The organism is Ruegeria sp. C5 (genome assembly GCF_056537605.1).
In genome coordinates this window covers 62,400-86,861 of the sequence record NZ_JBQFRX010000003.1, presented here as the reverse complement: position 1 = coordinate 86,861, position 24,462 = coordinate 62,400, and the positions used below count along the sequence as shown (strand labels likewise).

Below are 24,462 nucleotides of genomic sequence, written 5' to 3'. Positions count from 1 at the left end.
CATCGAAGTGTAGCATCGGCTGTTTTGGGTTCACTGCAGTCATTCTCCGCGGTGATCCTGAACGCAGCTTTAAGCTGCAATTGGCGGGTCTCAGTCCAGGCGGAGCTCATTAAGTTATATTGAGAAGCAGGAGCTTCAAAGGAAGCTGCACATCGTAACGGCTTTTGTTTACCGGTTTTGCTTCATCACCCCTTTAAGTCAGAGCAAAGCGACGTGTCGCTTGCAAGATGATCAATAAGGGCGCGCACGCGGGTCGTTAGTCGGCGATTCTGCGGAAAAAGTGCGGCGACCACATAGGGTGTAACGCGATTCTCGGCGAAGAGCTCGACCAATTCTCCTGTCTTTAGAGCTTCTGAAACAGTGTAGGCCGGACAACGGGCAACCCCTATTCCCGTGGCTGCCAGCCGTGCTGATGCTGCCGGTGCATTGGCGCGAAGCCGACCGTTAACATGGACCGCAAATTCCCGACCTTCTAAATCGAAGCGCCAGATCGTAGGATCCGTCATGTTGCCGTCTAAAATGCACTCATACGTCTCCAGTGCACGTGGATGCGCCGGCATACCTGCGCGCTTCAAATAGTCTGGAGATGCACAGACTAGCAAAGGCATTGGGCCAAGCTGGCGTACTTTAAGTGAACTGTCTCTCATCGGTCCGATGCGGATCGCGAGATCCAGACCTTCGTCAATAATTGACACCCTTCGATCCGAGAGACGAAGGTCGATTTCAACTTCCGGATGCTGTGCGGCGAATACCGCAAGAGAAGGCGCGAGCCGCACCGATCCAAATCCCGTCGGAGCTGAGATATGGATGACACCGCGTAAAGCCGTTTGTTGGTTCCTGACGGTTTCTTCCAACTCGTCGAACCCGTCAAGAAGTGGTTCACACATCGCCAGATACGTGGCGCCGACATCCGTCAGGGATACACTGCGTGTGGTTCTGTTCAGAAGCTGAACGCCTAGCGCTTCTTCCAGATCCGCGACGTATTTGCTGACCTGCCGCGCGGATCGTCCCATACGCTGTGCGGCAAGTGTGAAAGAGGCGTTCTTTGCGACAAGCGCAAAGGCTCGCATGCGGTCAATCTTATCCATAGCTTATTCCGCCCTCTCAGGGCCTAAACTTTCTCCGAAATTGGCGATTATCGCGCAATTGTGCAAGTCGTATCTGTTTTGGTAAATGACCAACCCCAGCAGGAGCCCTTAAATGTCAAACCCGGTTCGTATTCATCACTTCCCCAAATCAGGTCACGCGCATCGCGCTTTGGTTTTTGCTAAGCTCGCAGGGATCGCCCATGAAGCTGTCTTTGTAGATCTCGCCGCTGGTGAGCACAAAACGCCTGACTTCCTTGCCATGAACCCGAATGGACAGGTGCCCGTGCTGGAAGATGGCGACGCCGTCATTTCTGACTCAAACGCAATATTAGTTTACTTAGCCCGCAAATACGCATCCGACTGGATACCAAGTGATGCCGTAGGAGAAGCGAACGTTCAGCAATGGCTGACACTCGCTGCAGGTGAAATTGCATTTGGCTCATGTGCAGCAAGGTTGATTACGGTGTTTGGCGCACCTCTGGACGTGGACTTTGCAGCTGCAACCGCCGCGAAAGCAATGCAAAAACTGGAATTTGGGCTGGACGGTCGCGACTGGCTTGTTGGTGATCAACCGACCATCGCTGATGTTGCGGCCTATTCCTACACAGCCCATGCGCCAGAAGGGAATATTTCGCTCGCGCCGTACCCGAATGTCCGTGCCTGGATTGCAAGGTTCGAAGCGCTGACCGGTTTTCAAGCGATGCCAGCCACCGCCGTTGGTCTTGCTGCCGAGTAGTTCAATGGACATTTGCGAAGGCGAACGAAGCGCCGTCTCATCATCGACTCGGGAAACCGTGATTGAAAACGCGCGCCTTGACTAAGTCGGCATGAACGGACGCAACGTAGCTAAGGTCGCGCCCGCATAAACGCGAGGCGGCAACTGACGCAACCGTGCAGAGCACCCCGAAAGTCGATTGGACTGTTGGGTCATGGGGTTGCTTGCGGACGATAACCCGGACCTGAGCGTACAGCGACTTTGATGACAAGATTGAGAAAGAAGGACAAAACGATGTTGGACGAAGAAACCCCATTTCATCCGGGCGAACTGGCTGCACAAGAACGCGCGGGTGTTAGGGGGCTTTCCAAACGCGTGTCGCCCTTCATCCGAAATCACATGCCAGATCAACACCGCGCTTTTTATCAAGCACAACCGTTTCTGGTTGCTGCCTCCAGCGATAACCAGGGACGAGTGTGGGCGACGATCATCGAAGGCGAGGAAGGATTTATTGGGTCACCAGACTCTCAGACGCTGACGCTTGCAACACGGATTGATCCACAAGATCCGCTGAGCGAATCGATTATGGCTGGCACCGATATCGGCGTGGTTGGCATCGAACTCGCTACGCGCCGCCGCAACCGCTTCAGCGGTAAGTCGCGTCCAACCAAGGATGGCTTTGCAGTCGATATCCATCAGACCTTTGGGAATTGTCCGAAGTATATCAACGAGCGGAATTGGTGGCGAGCCGATAGGGCGATGACGATTGAAGCGACGACGTCTACTCAACTCAGCTCCGAACAAATCAAACACATAGGCGCCGCTGACACTCTATTCATCGGATCGGGGCGACAAAGCTCTAACGAAGCGCACTCCGACGGCTATGACGCTTCCCATCGTGGCGGTGACCCTGGATTCGTCCGGGTAGTTGGGCCGAAGCGCCTGCGCATCCCCGACTATACCGGCAATAACTTCTTCAACACGATCGGGAACCTGCTCGAAGATCCGCGTGTTGGGTTGCTCTTTGTCGACTTCTCAACTGGCGGGCTTTTGCATTTGACGGGTCGGGCTTCGGTCGAGTGGGACCCGGAGGAAGCGCGCGATCCAAGCATCCTTCGTGTGATTGATGTAGAGATAGAATCTGTCATCGACAGACCAGCCGCGCTTTCTCTGAGGTGGTCTGCAGACCCTGCGACGATGACAAAACTGACCGTGATCGACAAGGTCTTAGAAGCCGAGCACATCACCTCTTTCCATCTGGCACCCACGAACGGCGAGGCGGTGACACCTTTTCTTGCAGGACAGCATTTGCCGATTGCCTTGGACATCCCAGGTCATGGGGCGAAGGTACGTCGGACATACACACTATCTGGCTCGGTCGCGATTCAGAACTACAGGATAAGCGTAAAACGCGAGGCAGGCGGTATCGGGTCGCAATTCCTACATGACGAGGTGCACGTGGGCGATGTGATCGAGGCAAAGCCGCCCGCTGGTAACTTTGTACTCCCCAAAGATGACAATCCATTAGTTCTCATCAGCGCTGGTGTCGGCCTGACTCCGATGCTTGCAATGCTTTACGAAGCCTCAGCAGAAGAAAACCATCGGCCAGTGTGGTATGTCCATGGAGCTCGAAGTGGGCGCGCCCATGCGTTTGGCCGTGAGGTTGATCAGCTGATTGCGGGAAACCCGAATGCCACCCGATTGATATTCTTCAGTTCACCGGAAAGGACCGATCTTCTAGGCGAAACGTTTGACGTCCATGGCCGGATCACTGCTAAGGACTTGTTGGCGATCAGGGCGGGGCCGGACGCGCACTATATGATCTGCGGCCCTCTGGAGTTTATGACCGGTTTGAAAACTGGATTGGAGGCTGCAGGCGTCATGAGCGATCAGATCAAATATGAGACTTTTGGAGCATAGTTAAGAATGTCGGTAATCGGTGCTAAGGCCGAAGCATTCTTGGATTATCCCGGATGTTACCCTAGGGCGTGTTTCAAAAATCAACGCTTTACTGTCGCAGAAAGAGACGTGCCGAACCAAGCGTGAGTACCCGCTCAGGCTACACGTGTTTGCTTCCGTGTAGGAAAGAACTTGGTTACTTTTCCAAGTTTCTAAGCCGTGGCGACGACAAGTAAGTCGTCGCTTGCGGCGCATGAGCCAAGCATCCGGAGGCGACCCAATCCGATCGTGGCCCGGAGTGTTGGGCAAGAAGTCGGCCTGAGCTAAATCGGGATCGGCCCATCTTTTAGTCAAGAAAAACCGTCAAACACTCCCCTTTTTACAACGTTGGTCAAGTTACCAAGGCGATTATTCTGTTGCGGATACAAACCAGGCAACAAGAACTTTAACTTGCCCCCTGCCCCTCCATTTTACGTGTATAAATAACATGTCAATGACTTAGTTTGGCATTCTTCCATCCCAGCCATATTTCACTTAAATATCTGAATATTAAGTCAATATCGATTGGTTGAATTATCACATTCCGTATCTCGGTCGAAATTGCCCCCCAGTTCTCCCTCAAGGAGAAAGATTCCAAGCGTCGCTTTTTTCGAGGACAGAAATACTAACCAGAGTGCATTTAGGTAAGCTATACTACGTTGACCGTTAGTTTCTGGCGCACTTACGCTAGGTGCCTGGGCAAAAAGTGGTGAGAATTTTTCTATACTTATTCCAGAATTATGAGCAGTACGCGGGTTATAGATAGAAAAATCTTCTACAGGCCACGCCGGTAAGATCGGGGCACTAGAGCGAAAACCAGACGTTCATGTCCGAGTTGCAATAGGCAGATGAGCGCAAAAGAAAAACTGTGAATCTATGGCAACCGACGGCAAATGTTCAGATCAAGCGTTTAGAACCAAGTAGCTAATGATGGATGAGTGGACTTACCAGAATCTTAATACTTGATCCTTGCTCCTGCAGCTTCCGCTCGCATATTCGGCACATTTGTTGTTGCTGGAACGGTGCAAATTTCCATTCGGATCGTTAGCGGGTGGAGCAAGCTCAAAGAACCGCTTCATCTCCACCCATTAAGTTCAGATCATCGCGCCTTCATTCACTACATCAGCGAAGGACTTGAAGAATTTTCCTGCGAGCTTCTTGGCTGTGCTCTGGATCAAACGACTGCCGAGCTGAGCCAGTTTTCCGCCAATCTCGGCCTTTGCTTCATAGCGCAGGATCGTTGTGTCGCCGTCTGCACTCAGCGTCACATCTGCGCCACCCTTTGCATGACCAGCGGTACCACCATTGCCCTGACCAGACAGCGAGAATGCATCAGGGGCGCCGGTCTGGTCCAGGGTGACATTGCCTCCGAACCGCGCCTTGACGGGCCCTACTTTAAGCAAGACCTTGGCCTCCAGTTCAGTATCAGAATGCTTGATTAGTTCTTCACAACCCGGGATGCATTGTTTCAACACCTCGGGATCATTCAGTGCCGCATAGACGCGATCTTTCGGGGCGTTGATGATGATTTCGTCCTTCAGTTCCATAGTCTTGTCCTTCTTAGCAACAGGGAAATCTTATGTTGTCTGCTTGTTCAGTGGTCATTTCGAGCGATTTAAGACGCCTGCGCATCCAGATCAGAAGTCGGCTCATGAGATCGGCTCCTTCGCGGTTTCCAAATGGGTCGCATAGTCATCCGGGGTATCGACATCGGTGTAGAACCCGGGCGATGACAGCGTAGCGGCTTGTACATGTTCGGGATGATCGCGCGTGAAGCCCAAGCAGCCGGGGCGTGCGGGGTTTTCCAGCAATCGCCGGCGCAATAGCTGCGAGATAGTAATTGGATTGCCTCGTGCGCCGTTATGGACAGGTATCGTCACTTTAGTCGCATCACCTGCAACGTGAGCCGCAATCAGATCTTGCAGATCCTGAGTGGTCAATAGCGACTGATCACCCAAGCCGATCAGAAGCAGATGGGCGTCAGGTGCACAATGCAATCCCGTGGCAACCGAGCTCTGCTGGCCGCTGGTGAAGTTTGCATTGTGAACCAAAGAAACAGCTAGCCCTGATAATGCCCGGCGCACGGCGCTCGCCTCATGTCCTGTTACCACCGTCAGGTCAGTATCAATGGCGCCTAAGTAAGCCATGGCTACACGGCGGATCATCGGCAGGCCGTCTATTGGTAATAGCAGCTTGTTTTGCGCCCCCATGCGACGGGAAAGACCGGCGGCTAGAAGGATCGCGGCAACATCAGCCATCGGCAAGCCCCACAGTCTGCCGTCTGACACGGACTAACTGCGCAAGGATCGACAGCGCTATTTCCTCGGGCGTGACCGCCCCCAGGTCCAGACCCGCCGGGGCGTGGACGGTGTTGATGGCCTCGGGAGTTATGCCGGCGGTCTTTAGTTTTTCAGCCAGTGTCGCGAATTTCCGAGCGCTTCCGACGAAGGCAACATAGTCGGGCAAATCTGTCAGTACGGATTTGAGCGCGTCCAGATCTCCTTGGCCTTGCGTCGCAATGACAACGAAGCGTCGTCGATTGCACGTCGTATCAGCCGACGTGGTGCCAGAAACCGACCAGTGGAATTGCGGTGCCAGGGAACTAAGCGCTTGGGCCACAGGGGATGCGCCAAGCACGACAAGTTCGGGCATTGGCAAACAGGGCTCGATAAAAATGTCGACGGTGCCTTTTGACGGGCAACCATTGCGCGCAAAGCGCGTCCCGTCGATCTCATCCCCCGCTATCACGCCCATTTCTTCCAGGAGTTCCTCGGGCGCGACAGAAACCAGTTGCGGCTGACCGGCGCGCAAAGCCTCTACCGCAGCGCGTTTGACCGCGCCACGCGTGCATCCGCCACCAAGCCATCCATGCAGGATTGTCCCGTCCGCGCTGAGCAGCGCTTTAGCACCCGGCTTGGCCGCCGTCGCCCCCGCAGTGCGCACGATTGTCGCGAAGGCGAAAGGTTCTTGCCGGTCACGCAGGTCTTGTGCCGCATCGGCAAGGTCCGTGTCTAAGATCTCTGCCGGACTCATAGTGTCACCAATTTTGGTTCCAGGGCGGCAAGATCGGCAAGGGTGTTGGCCGGTTGAAAAAGGTCGAGATAAGGCAAGGCCGCAGCCATTCCGCCAGCTACGGGCGCGTAGTCGCTCCAACCCTTCAGTGGATTGAGCCAGATGATCTTACAGCCGCGTTTTCTCAGCTTCTCAAGCGCTGCTGCCAGGATTGCGGGTGGCTCGGTATCATAGCCGTCCGACAAGATCACTACGACAGACCGGCCATCTACAAAGCGCCGCGCATAGGTATCGGCAAAGCGTTGCAACGATGGCCCGATCTTTGATCCACCGCCGAAGCCATCTGCCATCAGCGACATCCGACCAATTGCACGCAGTGCGTCTTTGTCGCGCAATGCTTCAGTGATGCGTACCAGCCGTGTGTGAAAAAGATAAGCGTCGGCATCTTTGTCAGCGCGCATCAGCCCAGCGAGAAAAGCAAGAAAAACTTGCGCATAGACGCTCATCGATCCCGATACATCGCAAAGCGCTACGATTTTGCGGCTGCGATCAGGGCGAGACTTGCGCAAGAGCTGCAGAGGTTCCCCTCCTGTCGCAAGGCTCAGGCGAATGGTCTTGCGAAAATGCAGGCGGTCGCCTTTGCGGGCGGCGATCCGACGGCGCGAACGTCGATCGCGCAAAGCGGCACCGATGCGACGCGCAACTGCTTCGGCCTCTGCGATATCATCCGCGCGGACCAGATCACGCAGATCGCGGCGGCTGAGATTGCGTTGCTGAGTTGCGATAAGTTTACCGGTGCCATCGCTGTCGGCTTCGCCGTCACCGGAATCAGGAGCGATGGCGCTGCCCGATGCGCCCATATCCTGACCCTTGGCTTGACGAGAGGAATGCACGTTATCGCTGAGCGCAGACTGCGCTTTGGGCACGGCCCTTTGCTTCACCCGACCGGAATCCATCCAAAAACTATCGAAGAGGCCGTCGAACCGTTCGGCCTCATCCTTGCATCCTGTGCAGATGGCCCGCAACGCGCGACGGCTTTCATTCGGGACAGCGGCATTGACCTCGCCGAGGGCACGCAAGGCAAGCTCTGCCTCTGCCACACCTAGGCGAAGGCCGTTCTGGCGCAAATGCGCAATGAACCCGGCAACACGGGCCGCTGGCCCCGGATCACGCGCCGCAAATTTGGAAACCCGGCTCATGCGGCCTTCCCCGCGATACGGGCCGCGACTTCGGCGGTGATCTGTGCCTGATCGCTTTGAGTTTTCAGCAGCGTGGTTAAGGTGGAGTGCAACACGGTTGGATCGTCGGTCAGATCCGCAATCCCAAGTCCCATCAAGGCGGCAGCAAAATCGAGCATCTCAGCGATGCCGGGTGTCTTTTCCAGTTCCTCCTCGCGAAGCTTTTGTACAAAGCCTACGACTTGCGCGCCGAGACGTGCCTCAATCGCAGGGCAGCGCGCTTTGAGGATTGCAAGTTCTGTCTGTCGGTCCGGATAATCGACATAGGTGTAAAGGCAGCGACGACGCAGTGCATCGGATAGATCGCGTGTGCCGTTTGAGGTCAGGATCACGATCGGCTTGCTAGAGGCCGTGATGGTGCCGAGTTCTGGGACAGTCACTTGATAGTCGGCCAGAACTTCCAGCAAGTAGGCTTCGAATTCCACATCAGCGCGGTCAATTTCGTCAATCAACAAAACAGGCGGCGTGTCCTGGGTAATGGCGGCCAATAGAGGGCGTTCCAACAGGAAATCACGGGAAAAAATACGCTCCTCAACGCTTTTGCCCGTCTCACCATCTTCGGCGGCGGCGCGGATCGTCAGCAATTGCCGCTGGTAGTTCCATTCGTAGATGGCCTGAGCGGCGTCAAGCCCCTCATAGCATTGCAGTCGGAGCAACTTGGTGTCGCGCGCATCGCTCAGGGTGCGCGCAACCTCTGTCTTACCTACGCCCGCGGCGCCCTCCAGAAGAAGAGGCCGCTCCAACGTCAGCGCCAGATGGAGAGCAACTGCTAGGTCGTCGGATGCGACATAGCCCTGCCCTTCAAGAGCGGATTGTAAATCGGTCCAGGTCATGTGTGTCTCCGGGCAGAGCGGAACGTCTCCGCCCTGCCTTTCGCCTTTAGCCGTGCAGGCCAAGCTCATTGGCGGTCTTCCAGATCCGCCAGTGATCATGTGGCATGTTGGTATGCCGCAGACCAAAGGCCCGGAACGCATCCTGCACCGCGTTGGAGAAGCATGGCACCCCGCCCACATGCGGACTTTCGCCCACGCCCTTCGCACCGATGGGATGATGTGGCGACGGCGTGACGGTGTAGTCGGTCTCGTAATTCGGAACCTCCCATGCAGTCGGCAGGAAGAAATCCATCAGCGTGCCCGTCTTCACGTTGCCCTGATCGTCATAGGCGATTTCCTGGCCCAAAGCGACTGCGAGTGCTTCGGTCAGGCCGCCATGCACCTGTCCTTCGATGATCATCGGGTTGATCCGGGTACCGCAATCGTCCAGCGCGTAGAAGCGGCGGATGTCTGGCACGCCTGTATCCACATCAATATCCATCACGCAGACATAGGCACCGAACGGATAAGTCATGTTTGGCGGGTCATAGTAGCTGACCGCTTCAAGCCCTGGCTCAATCCCTGGAATGGCCTGATTGTAGGCGGCGAATGCGATTTCTTTCATGGTCTTGAACCGCTCGGGCGCTCCTTTGACCACGAAACGGTCGACGTCGAACTCGACGTCATCGTCATGCACTTCCAACAGATAGGCCGCGATCATTTGCGCCTTGGCGCGGATCTTGCGGCCAGCCATGGCCGTAGCCGCCCCGGCAACCGGGGTCGAGCGCGAGCCGTAGGTGCCCAGACCATAGGGCGCGGTATCGGTGTCGCCCTCTTCGATGGTGATGCTATCGGCAGGTAATCCGATCTCGGAGGCCAGTATCTGTGCGAATGTCGTCGCGTGGCCTTGCCCCTGCGAAATCGTTCCAAGCCGTGCAATTGCAGAGCCCGTGGGATGAATGCGAATTTCGCAGCTATCGAACATACCCAGACCCAGAATATCGCAATTCTTCACTGGGCCAGCACCCACGATCTCAGTGAAGAAACTGAGACCGATTCCCATAAGCTTGCGCGTTTCGCCCCGTTTGAACGCCTCTACACGCTCGGCCTGTTCCTTGCGCAATCCCTCGTAGTCGACGGTGCTGAGCGCTTTGTCCCATGCAGTGTGATAATCGCCAGAGTCATATTCCCAGCCAAGCGCAGCCTGATAGGGGAATTGCTCTTTCTTGATGAAGTTGATCCGGCGCAAATCTGCCGCGTCCATGTTCAACTCGATCGCCAGCACCTCGATCATCCGTTCGATGAAATAAACCGCCTCTGTCACGCGGAAGGAACAACGGTAGCTGACCCCGCCCGGCGCTTTGTTGGTGTAGACGCCATCAACCTCAAGGAATGCAGTCGGGATGTCGTAAGATCCGGTGCAGATATTCATGAAACCCGCCGGGAATTTGGTTGGGTCGGCGCAGGCGTCAAATCCACCATGGTCCGCTGTCACATGGCAATGCAACCCGGTGATCTTGCCGTCCTTGGTGGCAGAAATGCGGCCCTTCATCCAATAGTCGCGGGCAAAGGCGGTGGTCATCAGATTGTCCATCCGGTCTTCGATCCACTTTACCGGCTTGCCGGTGACGATGGAGGCGACGACCGAACACACATAGCCCGGATAGGCCCCAACCTTATTTCCAAACCCGCCGCCAATATCGGGAGAGATCACACGGATATTGTGTTCCTCGATCCCGGAAATCAGGCTGACCACAGTGCGGATAGCATGGGGCGCCTGGAACGTGCCCCAAAGAGTCAGCTTGCCATTGACCTTGTCCATTGAGGCGACACAGCCGCAGGTTTCCAGTGGGCATGGGTGCGTACGGTGGTAATACATAGTCTCTTCGGCAACGACCTCGGCATTGTCGATTGTCTCGAATGTTGGATCCTTGTCGCCCGCTTCCCACGTGAAGATATGGTTGTGATGCTTTCGAGGACCATGTGCTCCATCGATTGGTTTGCCATCCTCGCCCACGGTGTCTTCACGCAGAACTATCTGTGATTCCATCGCCTTGAACGGATCAACCAGAACCTCAAGCTCTTCGTATTCGACTTCGACGGCCTCGATTCCATCTGCCGCCGCATAGCGGTCTTCGGCCACCACAAACGCCACTTCCTGGCCTTGAAACAGAACCTTGCCATCGGCCAGAACCATTTGCTTGTCGCCGGCCAGCGTCGGCATCCAATGGAGGCCGAGCGGTTCAAGGTCCTTGGCGGTCAGCACAGCGAGAACGCCGGGCACTTCAAGCGCTGCCGCCGTATCGATGTTGGTGATCCGTGCGTGAGCGTAGGGAGAGCGGACGAAATCTCCAAAGAGCATCCCGTCAAGCTTCACGTCATCGACGTAGTTGCCCTTGCCTTGAGTAAAGCGGGCATCTTCCACCCTTTTGCGCGAACAGCCCATGCCCTTGAGGTTCGCGGTGCGTTCCTCACGATCTGGTGTCATGTCATTCATTGGGCCGCCTCCTTGGCTGCATTCATCTCGGCCGCTGCGGCTTTGATGGACTTCACGATGTTCTGATACCCGGTACAGCGGCAGATATTACCTGCCATGCCAAAACGGATCTCTTCCTCGGACGGGTTCGGGTTCTCTTCGAGCAACTTTGCCGCACGTGTGATCATGCCCGGAGTGCAGTAGCCGCATTGCAGCCCGTGATGTTCCTTAAACGCCTCTTGCAGCGGGTGCAGCGCGTCAGGCCCACCGATGCCTTCGATGGTTGTGATATCCTTGCCATCGGCCTGCGCCACGAACATGGTGCAGGACTTGACTGATTTGCCATCAATGGTGACGGTGCAAGCGCCACAATGGGAAGTCTCGCAACCAATATGCGGGCCGGTGATGTTGAGCCGCTCGCGCAGCGTGTAGATGAGAAGTTCGCGTGGCTCGGCAAGGAATTCCTCTTCCTTGCCGTTCACCGTGATCTTATAGTGTTGTTTCTTTGACATCGGACGATCTCCTCACGCACGCGACCAGGCGCGCTCAATGGCGCGGGTCAGAATGATACCTGCAACGTGTTTCTTGAAAGCGACGGGGCCGCGGTTGTCCTCGGTGGGGTCAATATCACCGAGCATGGCGGCCACAGCGGTCTTAATGGCATTTGCATCGACGCCGGTGCCAACCAGAGCGGCCCCAGCCGCCTCGGAAAAGACCGGTGTGTCGCTCAGATTGGTCATTGCAATCGAGGCGGAGGCACAGGTGCCACCATCTTTCACGATCTGGACTGCAGCAGCAGCGGTAGCATAATCGCCAATCTTGCGCTTTTGTTTTTCATAGGCGTAACCGCCATGCAGCGTTGGGATGGTGACTGCCGTCAACACTTCTTCGTCTTCCCGAGCAGTCATGTAGGCGGCTTCGTAAAACTCGCGGGCAGCGATGTCGCGTTCCCCGTCAGGACCCTCGACAGTAAAGCGCGCATTCAGGCACTGCATCAGGCCGGGCATGTCATTGCCGGGGTCGCCATTGGCCACGTTGCCACCAACTGTCCCCATGTATCGGACTTGCGGGTCTGCGATCTGAAGGGCAGCTTCGCGCAGAATCGGAGCGGCCTCAGCCAGTGCGTCGTGATCAATAATCGCGTGCTGGGTGACCATCGCACCGATGCGGATACTGTCACCTCCGATCTCGATATCAGACATGCCGCCAACATCCTGAAGATCGATCAGATGCGGCACATCCGCCATCCGCAACTTCATCATCGGAATCAGGCTGTGCCCACCGGCCATGACGCGGGCATCATCGCCATGCTCTTCCAGGATCGACAGCACACCGGCCATGTCCTTGGGTCTGTAGTATTCGAATGCCGCTGGAATCATCGGCTCTCCTCCCTTCAAGCAAATGTTCTGGCTGAACGGATCACTGCATGCGCTTGGATGGCGACGCTTCAGGAAATCAACAAAAAACAGGTATTTTGCACGAAATGCGCCCTAGGTCGCACGAATTGCGCCCACCTGCGATGCAAGCGCATCCTGAACCGTCTTGAGTTTGGATCGACTGACCGGCGCGGGTGGTAAACCATCCCCGTCGAACAGGCATCGGCCCTTATCCTTGGTCCGCTCAAACCGCGCCACGCGCTGAGGATTGACAAGGTAGCTGCGGTGGGTCTGGAGAAATCCGGTGGGCACCAATCGCTTGGCGGCCTCGGTCACTGGCCAGACACAAAACAACCGATCCGTTTCGGTGTAAACTTGGGTGTAGTGCCCATCCGCGCGCAAAAACAAAACATCTTCGGCAGAGATGAAGACCTTTCCACCATCCCGTTCGCAAGGAATTTGCAGCAATGGTTCTACATCCACGGCCGCTTCTGTTGGCTCCGGGTCTTTCCTCGAAGGTCCAGGCAAATAGGTCACGCTGACCCACAAGCAAGCACCAAATATGATGAAACTGAACAGGATTACGCCAATGGCCAGCGTCTCATTGCTCATCAACGGGCCAAACTCAACCCCACTTGGCACCGCGACGAAACGGGTGCTCGCCAGAGCAAGAAAATGAACGGTGCAAACCGCCGCTGCAAAACACAAAGTGCCCAGCAAAATGTTTCTGTTTGTTCGCTGCCCGTAGGCAATCGCGAAAGCCAGCATACAAAGCGCTATTGCAGCAATCGAGGACAAGATGACGCCACTGGGCGTATACACTGCCCGGCAAAGCTCCAAGCCAGCCATGCCAATATAGTGCATCGCCAAGATGCCCAACCCAACAACGCCTCCTGCCATCGCAATCGTGGCGCGGTTGCGTTCGGTGAAATGCAACAGAATAAGCGCAGCTCCGACGAGCAGGATCGCGACAAGGGCAGACACAAGTGTGATTGCAGCGTCGTAATAGAACAGGATCGGCATCTGAAGCCCGAGCATGGCCACGAAGTGCATGGCCCAGATTCCACCGCCAAGCGAAACAGCCGCAAGAGCCACCGAGGCCTTCTTTTCAAAGACCGGCTTCGTCGAAAGATCTCGCGTCATCGACAATCCTGTAAACCCTGCCACGAAGGCAACAATGCAGGACATGGCGACGAGGAAACTGTTGTGGCTGACGTCGAGAAACTCCATTGTCGCAAATTGGCTAAAAAGTATGCGTTTGGCAAATGGATCAACGATGTCGGACGTTCAAAGAGCGGTTACACATTAGGCGATGCCCAGCTCCGAAGCATTCGTGCCGAGGTGGCTAGCACGCTGCTATTCGGCGGCTTTGAGGCCAAATCCGCCGTTCATATTGATTGGGTGAAAACCACAATTTAAGGCTAATGAAGATCTGCTCGACCCCTCCCGCCGTCATCATTTGATGTTTAATTTGTGACTTCCGAAAGCTGCTGGGTGGAATGGCTAGAGATGCCTTTAGACCGCTTTATAAACTTGCCAGTCTTCGGATAAGCCCTTCAGTTCTTTTGTTACAAGACTTTCGAAGTCCAGACCGGACCCAGCCACCAGATCTTTTACTGTTCTGGAAACGACGATGTCGCCGCCTCCGCCCAATTCTGAGATACGCGCTGCAGTGTTAACGGAAATTCCGCGCACATAATGCAAAGAAACTTCGACCTCGCCTGTGTGAAACCCTATGCGAACTTCCAGATTCAGCTTGGAAATGGCATCGCCAATCGCCTTGCCACGATGGATCGCCTGGCCGGGTCCGTCAAACGTAGCGAGAAAGCCATCGCCATATACTTGGTAGGCAATGTGCACCTCATCGCTGTGCCTCCTTCGGACAACCCTATTGGCAAAGAAAGGCTATGAGGCACGCTTGGTTCAATCAATATCTTTTCAATCAGCAGTGAAGGCCAGAAGGCCAGCCCGTTAACCGATGGTTCGATCCTTATAGCAATCGATTATCCACAATAGTGCTTATGGTTTCGCTTTTTGTGCTAGCGTTGGGCAGTCGCGAGCACGCACGTTTGAGTATGCTGACGAAAGTGGGAGTATGGAGATGCTGGTTGACCGGTATGGACTGACGCTGACGACCGGCCTGCCAGAGGCGCGGGACGCCTATGTCGCGGGGCTTGATCACATCCTTGCAGTAACGTTTGGTGCAAGCGAAGCTTTTTTCGCCGCCATCACGGCCGATCCCGGCTTCGCCCTCGGTCACGTTGGGCTTGCTCGAGCTCGAATGTATGAAAACGATATGTCTGGCGCTCAAGAGGCAATGGCGTCGGCCCGCGCCTGCGCATCTGGGTTGACTGAGCGCGAGGAGGGTCATCTTGCGGTATTCGATCTCTTGCTTCAGGGACGTGTCTTACAGGCACGAAGCGCAGTTCTGAAGCACGCTGCTCATCACCCCCGCGATGTCCTTGTCGCGCAGATCTGTACCAACATTTTTGGTTTGATTGGGACATCGGGTGAGCCTGGTCGGGAAAGCACGCAACTTGCCTACACGACCAAATTATTTGATGCCTTGGGCGAAGACTGGTGGGTTATGAGCGTACACGGTCAGGCGCTATGCGAAGTTGGGCGGCTTGATGAGGCCATGTCCATGATGGACGGCTCGCTCGCTTTGAACAACGCCAATGCAAACGCGTCACACTTCAAAGCGCACACGCTCTACGAGCAAGGTTATGGAGAGGCCGGTCGCGCATACCTTGCCGACTGGATCGCGGATTATGATGTGCGCTCGGTATTGCACGGCCACTTAAGTTGGCATCGCGCTCTGTGGGCCTTGGAGCAAGGGGATGAGGCTGAGCTATGGACGATTTACGAGGGAGCTATCGCACCCGCAGCGTCCTATTCGTTGCCGATAAATGTTCTAACCGATGCTGCTGCACTTTTGCACCGCACTGAAATTGCGGGTCTAACAGTTGCGCCCAAACTTTGGCGCGACCTGAGCGAATACGCATCACGGTTTTTTCCAAACCCAGGCATGAGTTTTGCGGACATACATGGCGCGCTGGCTCATGCAATGGCAGGGGAAGGAGAGCGCCTTGCGGTTCTGACCGAAACAAGCTTGGGTTTTGCGGCAGATCTTGTTCGCCCGGTGGCCCGTGCGTGGGGCGCGATTGCGCAACAAGATTGGACGGATGCGCTGCAACAGCTGACACCGGTTATGGCAGATCACGCTCGTCTGGGCGGCAGCCGCGCACAGCGTGACCTTTTGGAGCTGACTTACCTGAATCTGCTATTGAAATCGGGCCATATTCAAGAAGCTCATCGAACGATTACAGCGCGACGCCCGATCTTCAGTCATACTGCGCCCGTTGCAGGCATTGTCTGAATTCACAAAGCTCTAGTTTATCAGCTCTTTTTACCCCTCCTTTAGCTAGGCTGCGCACGACCGGAATGGACTGATTACTTCCTGATTACAAATCCCGTATCACGCCAATTATGGTATGCAAGCCTGATCAATCGCTCTGCAACCTGGTCGTAATCTCTGACAGGCGAGACCAGGATTGTAAGGTGACGGGCAAAGCAAGTGCGGCTTCCGCAAACTCCCACGAATAGCTGATAATCGAAAATATCATGCCCGGTGTCGCATCCAGGTTTTGGGTCGCGAACCACAGGTTGAATAGGAGCAGACCTATTAACAGAATGAAGATTACGCCATACAGAACGGCTTCGGTATCCGAGAGCTTTACTTCGAACCGGCGCAGTTTACTCAGGTGGACGAAAACCGGACGGTCACGTCGTTGTTCCAGAACACTGACCTGATGCTCCATTTGCTCATTCAGCGCACGGTTCCATTGCCAAAACGTCGAATGAAACAGAGCGTACACAGATATCATTCCGACAAGAACCCCACAGGCAGACAGGGCCAGAACTGGCGAGAAGTAAAACAGCAAAATTGCTGATACGACGAACTGCACCACCCCCGCGATTGCCGAAGGCAGGATCTCTTCAAGAAAGTCGGCCAGTTCGCGCCCCATCCCGATCCGGGCGTTCAGCGACGAAATTGGAAGATTTGAAAACCGCGCGGCAAGCGCCTTGCCCAATTCGACACGGATCATACCGTAGACACGTGTATCGTAAATCCGCCGGATCACGCTGATCATAGTAAGGGCAACCATGAGCGCACCTAACTGCACAAAGGGCTGAAAATCTTCGCTCAGCAATCCATCTATGGCGAAGCCGACGAACAGCGGAATCAAAACTGTCAGGGCAGTTTCAACCAGGATCAGGAACCACGTAAGCCCTACGCGCCAGCGGAACACACTCAGAAGCGTGCCGATTGTCAGTTTTCGATCTGTCAGCATGTCGAATTACTGATCATAGTGAATGCGAACACGCACATCGCCCGGCCAGACCGAGGCAGCCTTGAAATCCGGCTCGTCCTGAGGGTCTGAGGCACCTGTTGAACCCAGCCCCTCCAACAGTTTTGTCTCAGTCATGTTCAGGTCATCGTCCTTGTTTTCGTCATGAAACAACAGCACAGCGTATGGGCCCGTGTTCAGGTCAGAAAACTCATGGCTGACGCTGCCTTTACGTGACGGAATCTGGGCGTAGTCAATGGCGCTCCAGACATCCAAACTGTCAAAGGCGCGCGCGTTATCGAATACAAGGATCACGATGTTGCCGTTGGCGTTGCGGATGCCGTCCACAGTCACATTCAGACCCTCGGCGGCGGCCGGTGTCGCAAGCGTTACCACGGCGAACGCAGGGGCTAGAAGGTTCCGTATCATGGCTTTGTCCTTTCTTCAGAAGGCTGCGGAAGGGGTGACTTGAAAATGGCAATGACATCCTCGGTGATGGCGATCAGTACCGGCACCAGCAGCAGCATGAGGGCTGTGCCGAAGAGTTCTCCAAAAGCTAAAGAGATTGCCGCAGGGATCAGATACTGTGCTTGCTCAGAGGTTTCGGTCAGCAAAGGCAGCAGACCAATCACTGTAGTTGCGGTGGTCAGAAAGATCGCCTTGAAACGTCCAATGCCTGCGCTTCTCAGCGCCAGATTCACGGGCTGACCTTCCTCTCGCGCCTGATTGTAGCGGGTGATCATGACCAGACTGTCGTTCACAATCACACCGGTCAGAGCGAGCATGCCGAAGAACGAAAACAGCGACAGCGAGACATCCATGATCAGGTGCCCGACGGCGGCTGCGATAAAGCCGAATGGCACGATGGCCAGAATGACAAAAGGCTGCCAATAGCTTTTCAACGGCACGGCCATCAGCACATAGATCAGAACGGCTGCCAGCAACAGCGCGCGCTTCAGGCCATCGCTTATATCGGCCATTTCTTCCAGTTCACCGGCCGGCAGGACGGTTACGCTGGGATATTTGGCACGGAGTTTCGGGACCAGTTGCTCGAACACCGCCTGCCCCACCTCTTCGGGAGCAACAAGGTCGCGGTCGATGGACGCGGCTACGATGTTCATGCGCTTGCCGTCACGGCGATCGATAGTGCCAGAGGCATAGGTGCCCTCGATTTCGGCGACGGTCTCAAGCGGCACCCAGGCGCCGGATGCGCTGCGCAACCGGGTCTGCACCAGATCCGCCAACGTATCGCGGTTTTCACGCGCGTTCTGTACGACTACGCGGACTTCGGACCCATCGCGTCTGACCTTGGTCACCTCGGCCCCGCCGAACCCATAGCCAATCTGTCTGGCCAGAGCCTCGGCGTTAAAACCAAGGTGCCGCGCGTCCGGGCGCAGGCGGAGTTTCAGTTCAGGTTGGCCGCCCACCAACCCATCCCTTACATTTGCCACGCCCTCGATGTTCGACAAGAAACCTTTCATTTCGGCGCTGGCTTGCTGCAGAAGGCCTTCGTCTTTTGACGCCAACCGGATTCGGAACCCTCCGGCAAGCGTTTCCGATCCGGTGAACTCCAACTCGGTGGCGCCCTCGACCGCACCGACCCGGTCGCGCCATTCGCGGACCACGGAAAGGATCGGGACATTCGGACGCTCAGCTACCGGGATCATTTCAGCGAATACTTGCGCATTTCCAGCGCTGTTGATGATGGTGAATACTGTCTGAACGGGTGGAGCAGACATACTCGCCTCTTCTGCAAGCTCGACGTTCAGCTCGTTCAACACGGCTTCGATCCGATTCACGTTCGTGCGGGTCAGTGCAAAGGGGGCGCGGGCATCCATTTCCAGGTTCATCGTGATGACCTGACCGGGCACCTCGGGAAAGAACACCGTCCTGACCTTGCCCTTGTACATCAGGCCAAGCCCCAGCGTTGCAGCGGCAATGAACAAGATCAGTACAGCGTAGCGCTGACGCACCGCCGCGACGAGCAAAGGCTGGTAGATGCGATCCCGCACCCAGTACAACCCGCCCTGCGCAGAATCCTGTACCCGCCCCCACAAGCGGGTCAGCAAGTATCGACGCTCTTGCCGCATCGAAACCTGCGCCAGATGGGCGGGCAGGATGAATTTGCTTTCGATAAGCGAAAAGATCAGCGTCAGGATCACGATGCCCGCGAACCCGGCAAGTACCTTGCCCAGCGGATTGTCGATCAACAGCATCGGGAAAAAGGCTGCGATTGTGGTCAGCACGCCAAAGACGGTCGCAAGAGCCACGCGATGCACGCCGCGTTCCGTGTCCCTAATCGGGTCCTTCCCCTTGCGGCGTTCTTCAAAAACGCTTTCGCCGACTACAACGGCATCATCGACCAGAATTCCCAAGGCAATGATCAGACCAAAAGTCGTGACATCGTTCAGCGAATAGTCCACCCATTTCGAGCCCGAGACAGCAAGCGCCCCCATGACCGAAACGGGAATGCCCATGGCAACCCAGAAGGCCAAACGCACGTTCAGGAAAATCGACAGCATCAGGGTCACAAGGATCAAACCCTGCACCCCGTTTGAGCGCAACAGCGCCAGACGGTCCGAGATGTAGCCAGCGCTATCACCCCAAACCTCGACCTGAACCTGCGACGGCAGCTGTCGGCTGAACTCGTCAATCGTGCTGCGCACGACATCACTGATCTCCAGCAGGTTTTCCTTCTGCCCGACCAGAACCTCCATCCCTACGGTTGGTTTGCCGTTCAGGCGAAACAAATACTCGCCGTCCTGAAACCCGTCTTCGATTTTGGCAATATCGCCCAAAGGCACATAGGACCCGTCGTCACGTTCGATGATCGGCAGAGCTGCGTATTCCGGCACGTATTTCGCCCTGTCATCGGCCCGCAGATAAATCGTACCGCCATCGGTCCTCAGACGACCTGCCTGAAAGGCCAGCGAATTCCCTTCGATCGCACGGGTCACATCCGAAACCGTCAACCCATAGTGGCGCAGCAACGCCGGGTCGATTTCGATGCGCAATTCCCGCGGTATCAGGCCCCAGATTTGCAGCCGCGACAATTCCGGTTGCGCCAGCAACTCTTCTTTCAGGCGTTGCGCCAAGCTCTGCAATGTGGCGGGGTCTGTTTCTCCGAACAAGTTCAGATACAGCGCCGGGAAATCGAAACCCGAGGCTTCGATCACGGGTCGGCGCGCAGTATCAGGCAGATCAGTCAAACCGTCGATCCGAATACGTACACGATCCAGGACGGCTTGTAGTTTCTGGCCACCTGCGCGACGGACAGTCACGACACTTAGGTCATTTTGGGATTGTGAGGTCACACTACGCACGCCCTCCAAACCTTCGAGGGCCTGCTCAACTTTCTGGGTCACCAATTCATCAACCTGTTCGGCTGTGGCGTCCGGAAACTCGATCGCGATTGTAACACTTTCCGGCGGAATGCGGGGGAAGCCTTCGATCCGAATGTTCAGCAGCGTTTGCACCCCAAGAAATAGGATCAGCGCCATCATCAAATTGGCAGCGACCGGATTTCGAATAAACCAGGAAGTCAGAGCGTGCATGGCTCAGCCCCCATCTGATTGCGGCGTCACCCGCTGACCCGGTAGAAACGAGGCCAAAGGTGTTTTGGCCACGCGCCACGGGCCGGTCCCTTCGGGAGCCGATACCGTCACTGTACTTTCGCTGCGGAACAGGATGTTCGGGCTAAGCCTCTGCAATTGGTCCTTATCGTCTACAAGCCAAATGTATCCCGCACGGGTCAGGACGCTTTCGGGTAGGGTTAATGTGTCCGAGATCCTGCGTCCGGGTATGTGAACCTGCAGGAAGTCTCCGGCGAGTATGCGTTCATCGGGCTTTGTGACATCCAAAAAGACCCGCACCTGCCGTGTGTCTTGATCCAGAAACCCTCCTCCACGCCGGACTTGAGCCCGCCCCAACGCTCCGCCCGAGCGCTGTGTCAGATCAGCAGTGGCGCCAGAGATCGGATGATCCAACAACGCCCAGTCCGCCTGACTAAACTCGGCGACCAGTTCGAATTGCTGGTCGTCCGAAAGGTGTATCAGGGCATCGCCTGGGTTGACCGTCTGGCCCAGGCTGGCAAAGCGATGGGTTACAAATCCCGAAAAAGGGGCGACAACCTCCGCATCCTTCAGTTCATTTCGCGCCGCATTCAGCCGTGCCTGCGCAGCTGCAACGGATTTCTCGGCAATGCGCAATTGCGGTAGATTCACAGCCAGTTCGTTTGGCGGTTCTGTTTCATCCCGGTCAAACTGTCGTTGCGCGACTGTCACTTTGTTCTGCGCACGCAATAACGCCAGTTCCGCTTGCTCAAGCTCCATCTCAGCGGCTGCAACGGCGCTTTGATAAGGTGCATTTTCGATTGAAAACAAAGGGGCACCCCGTTCCACCTTAGTCCCTGCCAAAGCGGCGTTGTGTACTGCAATGATGCGCCCGGACACAGCAGATCGCAGCTTGGCATCCCACCGAGGCCGAACTTCGGCAAACGCCGAAACCCGCGCTTGTACGGTTGCCGAAACTACTGTGACGACCGAGACGGTCGGTGGCGGAGGTGAGGTCGTTGTTGCCTGAACATCAATTGTATCTTCTGTATCAAACAGGAGGACGACGATCGCTACAAACAGTGCCAACGATAGTCCAATCCAAAGCCATCGCCGGGTCGGTCTTTGCCGAGTTTCCAAAGTTTTTTCTGTCATAGACCAGTCTTTCCTGTGCCGCCGAATCCATTGCACCTTGTGGCGTTCGATAGAGTGTCATATACTATGAACGATCGTTCGTTCAATATTAAGTTGAAAAAATGTCCGATGACATCAAGAAGCCGGAATCAATCCGGGAAAAGGCAACAGCCAAGCGTCGCAACCAGATTTTGGAGGCCGCAGTTATGTGTTTCCTTGAGCGCGGCTATCATCAGACCGGTGTCCGCGATATCGCGGCGCGGGCGGGCGTCAGCCTTGGAAATCTCTATAATCATTTTCGCGGCAAACATGATGTGCTTGTAGAAATCGCAATACTTGAACGCCGCGAGATGGAGCCGTTTCTGAAAATCCTGAACTCAGATGCGCCCGCGCCCAAAGTCATAAGAAAGTTCATCAAGGCCTACGCAAAATACCTTGCTGCGCCGGAAAACGTTATTCTCACGTTGGAAATTTCGAGCGAAGCAGTTCGTCAACCGGACATCGCGCAGCTGTTCGTCGAGAACCGATCGAGTTTGACTGAGGCCCTGGAAGCCGTAGTGAAGCGAGGAATTACTGGCGGTGAATTGCGCACCGTTCCGGATCCCCTTCAGGCGTCACAACTGGTGATCGAAGTTCTGGAAGGCAGTGCATATCGTAGTGTGCTGTCAGAAATGCCCATGACCGGGATCATTGTGTGCGCTGAAGACTTTATTATGAGTTCCCTGCTGGCACGTCATTAGTACGTAGGTGGCGTGTCGTTTTGGAATTCGTGAATGTCAGCCAAAGGGAGCTGCCTGAGACATTAATGTAGGCAGCAAAGATCGACTTTGAGCCGGCCGAAACGCGGGGGAGGTCAAAGGAAAGTTGGAGTTGCGGTTAGGACTATTGGCTAACGCAATATCATCCGAGGTTCTGTTACCAGACTTCGTTTAGTCACAAGACGAAGCGGTCGCAAAGCGAATGCAGATTCCAACCACCGGCACAGCGCCAGATCGTTTTTGATGCGATTGACGCTCTGATCTATTGATACTGTAGGGATCAGGCGATCAGATACGATGGCAGATTTCTCAAGCATCCGCCTTTATCAGGTCGCTTGCCTTTTCGCCAATCATGATCGCTGGTGCGTTGGTGTTGCCGCTGACGATTTCCGGCATGATCGAACAATCAGCCACCCGCAGGTTCGAAATACCGTGTACCTTTAGTCTTGCGTCGACAACAGACGTCTCGGCGTTCCCCATCGCGCAGGTGCCGGTTGGGTGGTAGATCGACACGCTGTTAGATCTGGCCCAATCCAGAGTGCCTTCATAATCTTCGCAGCTCAGCTCTGCAGTTGGTCGAAACTCTTCTGAAATCTTCGAGGCCAGAGGGTTTTGTTTGGCAATCCCGCGCGCGATGTTCACGCCGTCGACAATGGTTCGGCAGTCCGTTTCAGTGGACAGATAGTTCGGGATGATCTTGACATGTTCGGATGGGTCCGGTCCGTTCAGGCGCAGCTCTCCCCGACTTTCCGGACGCAGTTGGCAGACCGACATCGTGAAGGCCGAAAACGGATGCACACCTTCGCCTGGGCTGTCGGCGGACCAGGGTTGCACGTGGAACTGAATGTCGGGCGTCTCAACATCGGGCCGGGTTTTCATGAAACCAGTTGCAAGGCTGGCGGCCATTGTCATCGGACCTGCACGAAATAGTGCGTATTTCAGCGCGATTCGCGCCTGATTGAACAGGCTGCGAACTTCGTCATTCAGTGTGGGCTCATTGCATTTGAACACCAGCCGCGCCTGCAAGTGATCCTGAAGACCTTTGCCAACACCCGGCAGGGCGTGCAGCGGTTTGATACCATTTTCCTTTAGATGATCCGGCTCTCCGATCCCTGACAACATCAGGATTTGGGGAGAGTTGATCGCCCCGCCGGACAGGATGACCTCGCGCCGAACAGTCAGTGTCTGCTCGTTACCAGAACGATCCCGGTAGACCAGCCCGGTTACTTTTTTCCCATCCAGAACCACACGCGACACAAGCGCTTTGGTGATGATGTTGAGGTTCTGACGACCGCGAATGGGCTTGAGATAGGCGACGGCGGCGCTACAGCGGCGCCCATTGCGCGTGGTCAGTTGGAAGTAACCCACGCCTTCTTGCTCGGCCCCGTTATAATCTGGGTTGAACGGGTAACCGGCGGCCTGTGCTGCTGCGACCCAGGCATCGCAGATCGGGCGCTGAATGCGCATGTTGGACACTGACAAGGGGCCATCGACGCCATGATATTCATCCTCGCCGCGTTCTTGATCCTCACAGCGTTTGAACAGGGGTAGCACATCGTCCCAGCCCCAACCCTCGTTGCCCATTTGCCGCCAGCGGTCGTAATCTTCCTTCTGGCCACGCACATAGAGCAACCCGTTCAGCGAAGATGAGCCACCCAGTACCTTGCCCCGTGGCCAGTCGATGGATCGACCGTTAAGGCCGGGGTCGGGCTCAGTGCGATAGCACCAGTCAACCGAGGGGTTATGCATCGTTTTGAAATAGCCGACGGGGATGTGAATCCACGGGTTGGTATCGCGGCCACCTGCTTCGAGCAGCGCAACAGTTGTGTTGGGGTCTGCGCTCAACCGATTGGCAATGACACAGCCCGACGATCCTGCGCCAACAACTGCATAATCCACCTCCATGACCGCCTCCTTCCAAACTCGCTGAAAAAAACTCTATGCAAGATGCAAGAATTATACTAGCCTTTTTTGATACAAAACGTCTCAATAATTGCGATCAGGGAGGTAAG

At 55.6% G+C, this 24,462-nt stretch carries 21 protein-coding genes; 5 read left to right on the top strand and 16 right to left on the bottom strand.

The window, feature by feature from the left end; translation table 11 throughout:
- Positions 1 to 185: 185 nt before the first annotated feature.
- Complete coding sequence (locus ACR0AW_RS12015) at positions 186 to 1,088, bottom strand: LysR substrate-binding domain-containing protein (protein ID WP_170733060.1); 903 nt, start codon at positions 1,086 to 1,088, stop codon at positions 186 to 188.
- Positions 1,089 to 1,200: 112 nt separating this feature from the next.
- Here ACR0AW_RS12015 and ACR0AW_RS12010 point away from each other — a divergent pair, with 112 nt between their 5' ends.
- Positions 1,201 to 1,824, top strand: a complete 624-nt coding sequence (locus ACR0AW_RS12010; RefSeq protein ID WP_170733061.1) for a glutathione S-transferase — start codon at positions 1,201 to 1,203, stop codon at positions 1,822 to 1,824.
- A 273-nt stretch (positions 1,825 to 2,097) separates the two neighbouring features.
- Positions 2,098 to 3,723, top strand: coding sequence for an FAD-binding oxidoreductase (locus ACR0AW_RS12005; RefSeq protein ID WP_170646647.1), 1,626 nt, complete (start codon positions 2,098 to 2,100; stop codon positions 3,721 to 3,723).
- A 1,112-nt stretch (positions 3,724 to 4,835) separates the two neighbouring features.
- Here the strand turns inward: ACR0AW_RS12005 and ACR0AW_RS12000 are convergent.
- The 9 genes from ACR0AW_RS12000 to ACR0AW_RS11960 all read right to left on the bottom strand — a co-directional run bounded on the left by ACR0AW_RS12000 (position 4,836) and on the right by ACR0AW_RS11960 (position 13,885).
- A complete protein-coding gene (locus ACR0AW_RS12000; RefSeq protein WP_170402067.1) occupies positions 4,836 to 5,288 on the bottom strand; it encodes an SRPBCC family protein in 453 nt (150 codons plus the stop codon).
- Between the two features lie 102 nt (positions 5,289 to 5,390).
- The gene (locus tag ACR0AW_RS11995; RefSeq protein ID WP_170733062.1) at positions 5,391 to 5,999 is read right to left on the bottom strand and encodes a nucleotidyltransferase family protein; all 609 of its coding nucleotides are present in this window, start codon (positions 5,997 to 5,999) and stop codon (positions 5,391 to 5,393) included.
- Complete coding sequence (locus tag ACR0AW_RS11990) at positions 5,992 to 6,774, bottom strand: XdhC family protein (RefSeq protein WP_170564287.1); 783 nt, start codon at positions 6,772 to 6,774, stop codon at positions 5,992 to 5,994. The genes ACR0AW_RS11995 and ACR0AW_RS11990 overlap by 8 nt, the downstream gene beginning before the upstream one ends.
- A complete protein-coding gene (locus ACR0AW_RS11985; RefSeq protein WP_170733063.1) occupies positions 6,771 to 7,952 on the bottom strand; it encodes a VWA domain-containing protein in 1,182 nt (393 codons plus the stop codon). Before ACR0AW_RS11985 ends, ACR0AW_RS11990 begins: the two co-directional genes overlap by 4 nt.
- Positions 7,949 to 8,824, bottom strand: coding sequence for an AAA family ATPase (locus ACR0AW_RS11980; RefSeq protein ID WP_170594367.1), 876 nt, complete (start codon positions 8,822 to 8,824; stop codon positions 7,949 to 7,951). The genes ACR0AW_RS11985 and ACR0AW_RS11980 overlap by 4 nt, the downstream gene beginning before the upstream one ends.
- 46 nt (positions 8,825 to 8,870) lie before the next feature.
- Positions 8,871 to 11,300, bottom strand: a complete 2,430-nt coding sequence (locus tag ACR0AW_RS11975; RefSeq protein ID WP_170392520.1) for an aerobic carbon-monoxide dehydrogenase large subunit — start codon at positions 11,298 to 11,300, stop codon at positions 8,871 to 8,873.
- The gene (locus ACR0AW_RS11970; RefSeq protein ID WP_170392521.1) at positions 11,297 to 11,791 is read right to left on the bottom strand and encodes a (2Fe-2S)-binding protein; all 495 of its coding nucleotides are present in this window, start codon (positions 11,789 to 11,791) and stop codon (positions 11,297 to 11,299) included. The genes ACR0AW_RS11975 and ACR0AW_RS11970 overlap by 4 nt, the downstream gene beginning before the upstream one ends.
- 12 nt (positions 11,792 to 11,803) lie before the next feature.
- Positions 11,804 to 12,658: an FAD binding domain-containing protein gene (locus ACR0AW_RS11965; RefSeq protein WP_170733064.1), complete on the bottom strand. Its 855-nt coding sequence runs from the start codon at positions 12,656 to 12,658 to the stop codon at positions 11,804 to 11,806.
- A gap of 111 nt (positions 12,659 to 12,769) precedes the next feature.
- Positions 12,770 to 13,885 (bottom strand): MHYT domain-containing protein, encoded by a 1,116-nt coding sequence (locus ACR0AW_RS11960; RefSeq protein WP_170733065.1) that lies wholly within the window; start codon positions 13,883 to 13,885, stop codon positions 12,770 to 12,772.
- Positions 13,886 to 13,894: 9 nt separating this feature from the next.
- On the opposite strand from ACR0AW_RS11960, the gene ACR0AW_RS11955 reads away from it, so the two are divergent.
- Positions 13,895 to 14,074, top strand: a complete 180-nt coding sequence (locus ACR0AW_RS11955) for a hypothetical protein (RefSeq protein ID WP_480592764.1) — start codon at positions 13,895 to 13,897, stop codon at positions 14,072 to 14,074.
- 96 nt (positions 14,075 to 14,170) lie between these two features.
- On the opposite strand, the gene ACR0AW_RS11950 is transcribed toward ACR0AW_RS11955, so the two are convergent.
- Positions 14,171 to 14,515 (bottom strand): adenylate/guanylate cyclase domain-containing protein, encoded by a 345-nt coding sequence (locus tag ACR0AW_RS11950; protein ID WP_170733066.1) that lies wholly within the window; start codon positions 14,513 to 14,515, stop codon positions 14,171 to 14,173.
- A 241-nt stretch (positions 14,516 to 14,756) separates the two neighbouring features.
- On the opposite strand from ACR0AW_RS11950, the gene ACR0AW_RS11945 reads away from it, so the two are divergent.
- The gene (locus ACR0AW_RS11945) at positions 14,757 to 16,034 is read left to right on the top strand and encodes a tetratricopeptide repeat protein (protein WP_170733067.1); all 1,278 of its coding nucleotides are present in this window, start codon (positions 14,757 to 14,759) and stop codon (positions 16,032 to 16,034) included.
- A 127-nt stretch (positions 16,035 to 16,161) separates the two neighbouring features.
- Here ACR0AW_RS11945 and ACR0AW_RS11940 read toward each other — a convergent pair whose 3' ends face one another.
- Genes ACR0AW_RS11940 through ACR0AW_RS11925 form a run of 4 tightly spaced genes read right to left on the bottom strand, consistent with a single transcriptional unit; the run spans position 16,162 to position 21,713 of the window.
- The gene (locus tag ACR0AW_RS11940) at positions 16,162 to 17,010 is read right to left on the bottom strand and encodes an ABC transporter six-transmembrane domain-containing protein (protein ID WP_170420481.1); all 849 of its coding nucleotides are present in this window, start codon (positions 17,008 to 17,010) and stop codon (positions 16,162 to 16,164) included.
- A 6-nt stretch (positions 17,011 to 17,016) separates the two neighbouring features.
- Positions 17,017 to 17,436, bottom strand: coding sequence for a DUF2141 domain-containing protein (locus ACR0AW_RS11935; protein ID WP_170646658.1), 420 nt, complete (start codon positions 17,434 to 17,436; stop codon positions 17,017 to 17,019).
- The gene (locus tag ACR0AW_RS11930) at positions 17,433 to 20,561 is read right to left on the bottom strand and encodes an efflux RND transporter permease subunit (RefSeq protein WP_170733068.1); all 3,129 of its coding nucleotides are present in this window, start codon (positions 20,559 to 20,561) and stop codon (positions 17,433 to 17,435) included. Before ACR0AW_RS11930 ends, ACR0AW_RS11935 begins: the two co-directional genes overlap by 4 nt.
- A 3-nt stretch (positions 20,562 to 20,564) precedes the next feature.
- Positions 20,565 to 21,713: an efflux RND transporter periplasmic adaptor subunit gene (locus tag ACR0AW_RS11925; protein WP_170636774.1), complete on the bottom strand. Its 1,149-nt coding sequence runs from the start codon at positions 21,711 to 21,713 to the stop codon at positions 20,565 to 20,567.
- A gap of 101 nt (positions 21,714 to 21,814) precedes the next feature.
- Here ACR0AW_RS11925 and ACR0AW_RS11920 point away from each other — a divergent pair, with 101 nt between their 5' ends.
- Positions 21,815 to 22,432, top strand: a complete 618-nt coding sequence (locus ACR0AW_RS11920) for a TetR/AcrR family transcriptional regulator (protein ID WP_170733069.1) — start codon at positions 21,815 to 21,817, stop codon at positions 22,430 to 22,432.
- Between the two features lie 327 nt (positions 22,433 to 22,759).
- Here the strand turns inward: ACR0AW_RS11920 and ACR0AW_RS11915 are convergent, their stop codons facing one another.
- The gene (locus tag ACR0AW_RS11915; RefSeq protein ID WP_170402106.1) at positions 22,760 to 24,355 is read right to left on the bottom strand and encodes a GMC family oxidoreductase N-terminal domain-containing protein; all 1,596 of its coding nucleotides are present in this window, start codon (positions 24,353 to 24,355) and stop codon (positions 22,760 to 22,762) included.
- Between the last annotated feature and the right edge of the window lie 107 nt (positions 24,356 to 24,462).

Excerpts from the sequence above, each read along its gene's own strand:
- ACR0AW_RS12015 (WP_170733060.1), bottom strand. The coding sequence starts at position 1,088 with ATGGATAAGATTGACCGCATGCGAGCCTTTGCGCTTGTCGCAAAGAAC.
- ACR0AW_RS12010 (WP_170733061.1), top strand. The coding sequence starts at position 1,201 with ATGTCAAACCCGGTTCGTATTCATCACTTCCCCAAATCAGGTCACGCG.
- ACR0AW_RS12005 (WP_170646647.1), top strand. The coding sequence starts at position 2,098 with ATGTTGGACGAAGAAACCCCATTTCATCCGGGCGAACTGGCTGCACAA.
- ACR0AW_RS12000 (WP_170402067.1), bottom strand. The coding sequence starts at position 5,288 with ATGGAACTGAAGGACGAAATCATCATCAACGCCCCGAAAGATCGCGTC.
- ACR0AW_RS11995 (WP_170733062.1), bottom strand. The coding sequence starts at position 5,999 with ATGGCTGATGTTGCCGCGATCCTTCTAGCCGCCGGTCTTTCCCGTCGC.
- ACR0AW_RS11990 (WP_170564287.1), bottom strand. The coding sequence starts at position 6,774 with ATGAGTCCGGCAGAGATCTTAGACACGGACCTTGCCGATGCGGCACAA.
- ACR0AW_RS11985 (WP_170733063.1), bottom strand. The coding sequence starts at position 7,952 with ATGAGCCGGGTTTCCAAATTTGCGGCGCGTGATCCGGGGCCAGCGGCC.
- ACR0AW_RS11980 (WP_170594367.1), bottom strand. The coding sequence starts at position 8,824 with ATGACCTGGACCGATTTACAATCCGCTCTTGAAGGGCAGGGCTATGTC.
- ACR0AW_RS11975 (WP_170392520.1), bottom strand. The coding sequence starts at position 11,300 with ATGAATGACATGACACCAGATCGTGAGGAACGCACCGCGAACCTCAAG.
- ACR0AW_RS11970 (WP_170392521.1), bottom strand. The coding sequence starts at position 11,791 with ATGTCAAAGAAACAACACTATAAGATCACGGTGAACGGCAAGGAAGAG.
- ACR0AW_RS11965 (WP_170733064.1), bottom strand. The coding sequence starts at position 12,658 with ATGATTCCAGCGGCATTCGAATACTACAGACCCAAGGACATGGCCGGT.
- ACR0AW_RS11960 (WP_170733065.1), bottom strand. The coding sequence starts at position 13,885 with ATGGAGTTTCTCGACGTCAGCCACAACAGTTTCCTCGTCGCCATGTCC.
- ACR0AW_RS11945 (WP_170733067.1), top strand. The coding sequence starts at position 14,757 with ATGCTGGTTGACCGGTATGGACTGACGCTGACGACCGGCCTGCCAGAG.
- ACR0AW_RS11940 (WP_170420481.1), bottom strand. The coding sequence starts at position 17,010 with ATGCTGACAGATCGAAAACTGACAATCGGCACGCTTCTGAGTGTGTTC.
- ACR0AW_RS11935 (WP_170646658.1), bottom strand. The coding sequence starts at position 17,436 with ATGATACGGAACCTTCTAGCCCCTGCGTTCGCCGTGGTAACGCTTGCG.
- ACR0AW_RS11930 (WP_170733068.1), bottom strand. The coding sequence starts at position 20,561 with ATGCACGCTCTGACTTCCTGGTTTATTCGAAATCCGGTCGCTGCCAAT.
- ACR0AW_RS11925 (WP_170636774.1), bottom strand. The coding sequence starts at position 21,713 with ATGACAGAAAAAACTTTGGAAACTCGGCAAAGACCGACCCGGCGATGG.
- ACR0AW_RS11920 (WP_170733069.1), top strand. The coding sequence starts at position 21,815 with ATGTCCGATGACATCAAGAAGCCGGAATCAATCCGGGAAAAGGCAACA.
- ACR0AW_RS11915 (WP_170402106.1), bottom strand. The coding sequence starts at position 24,355 with ATGGAGGTGGATTATGCAGTTGTTGGCGCAGGATCGTCGGGCTGTGTC.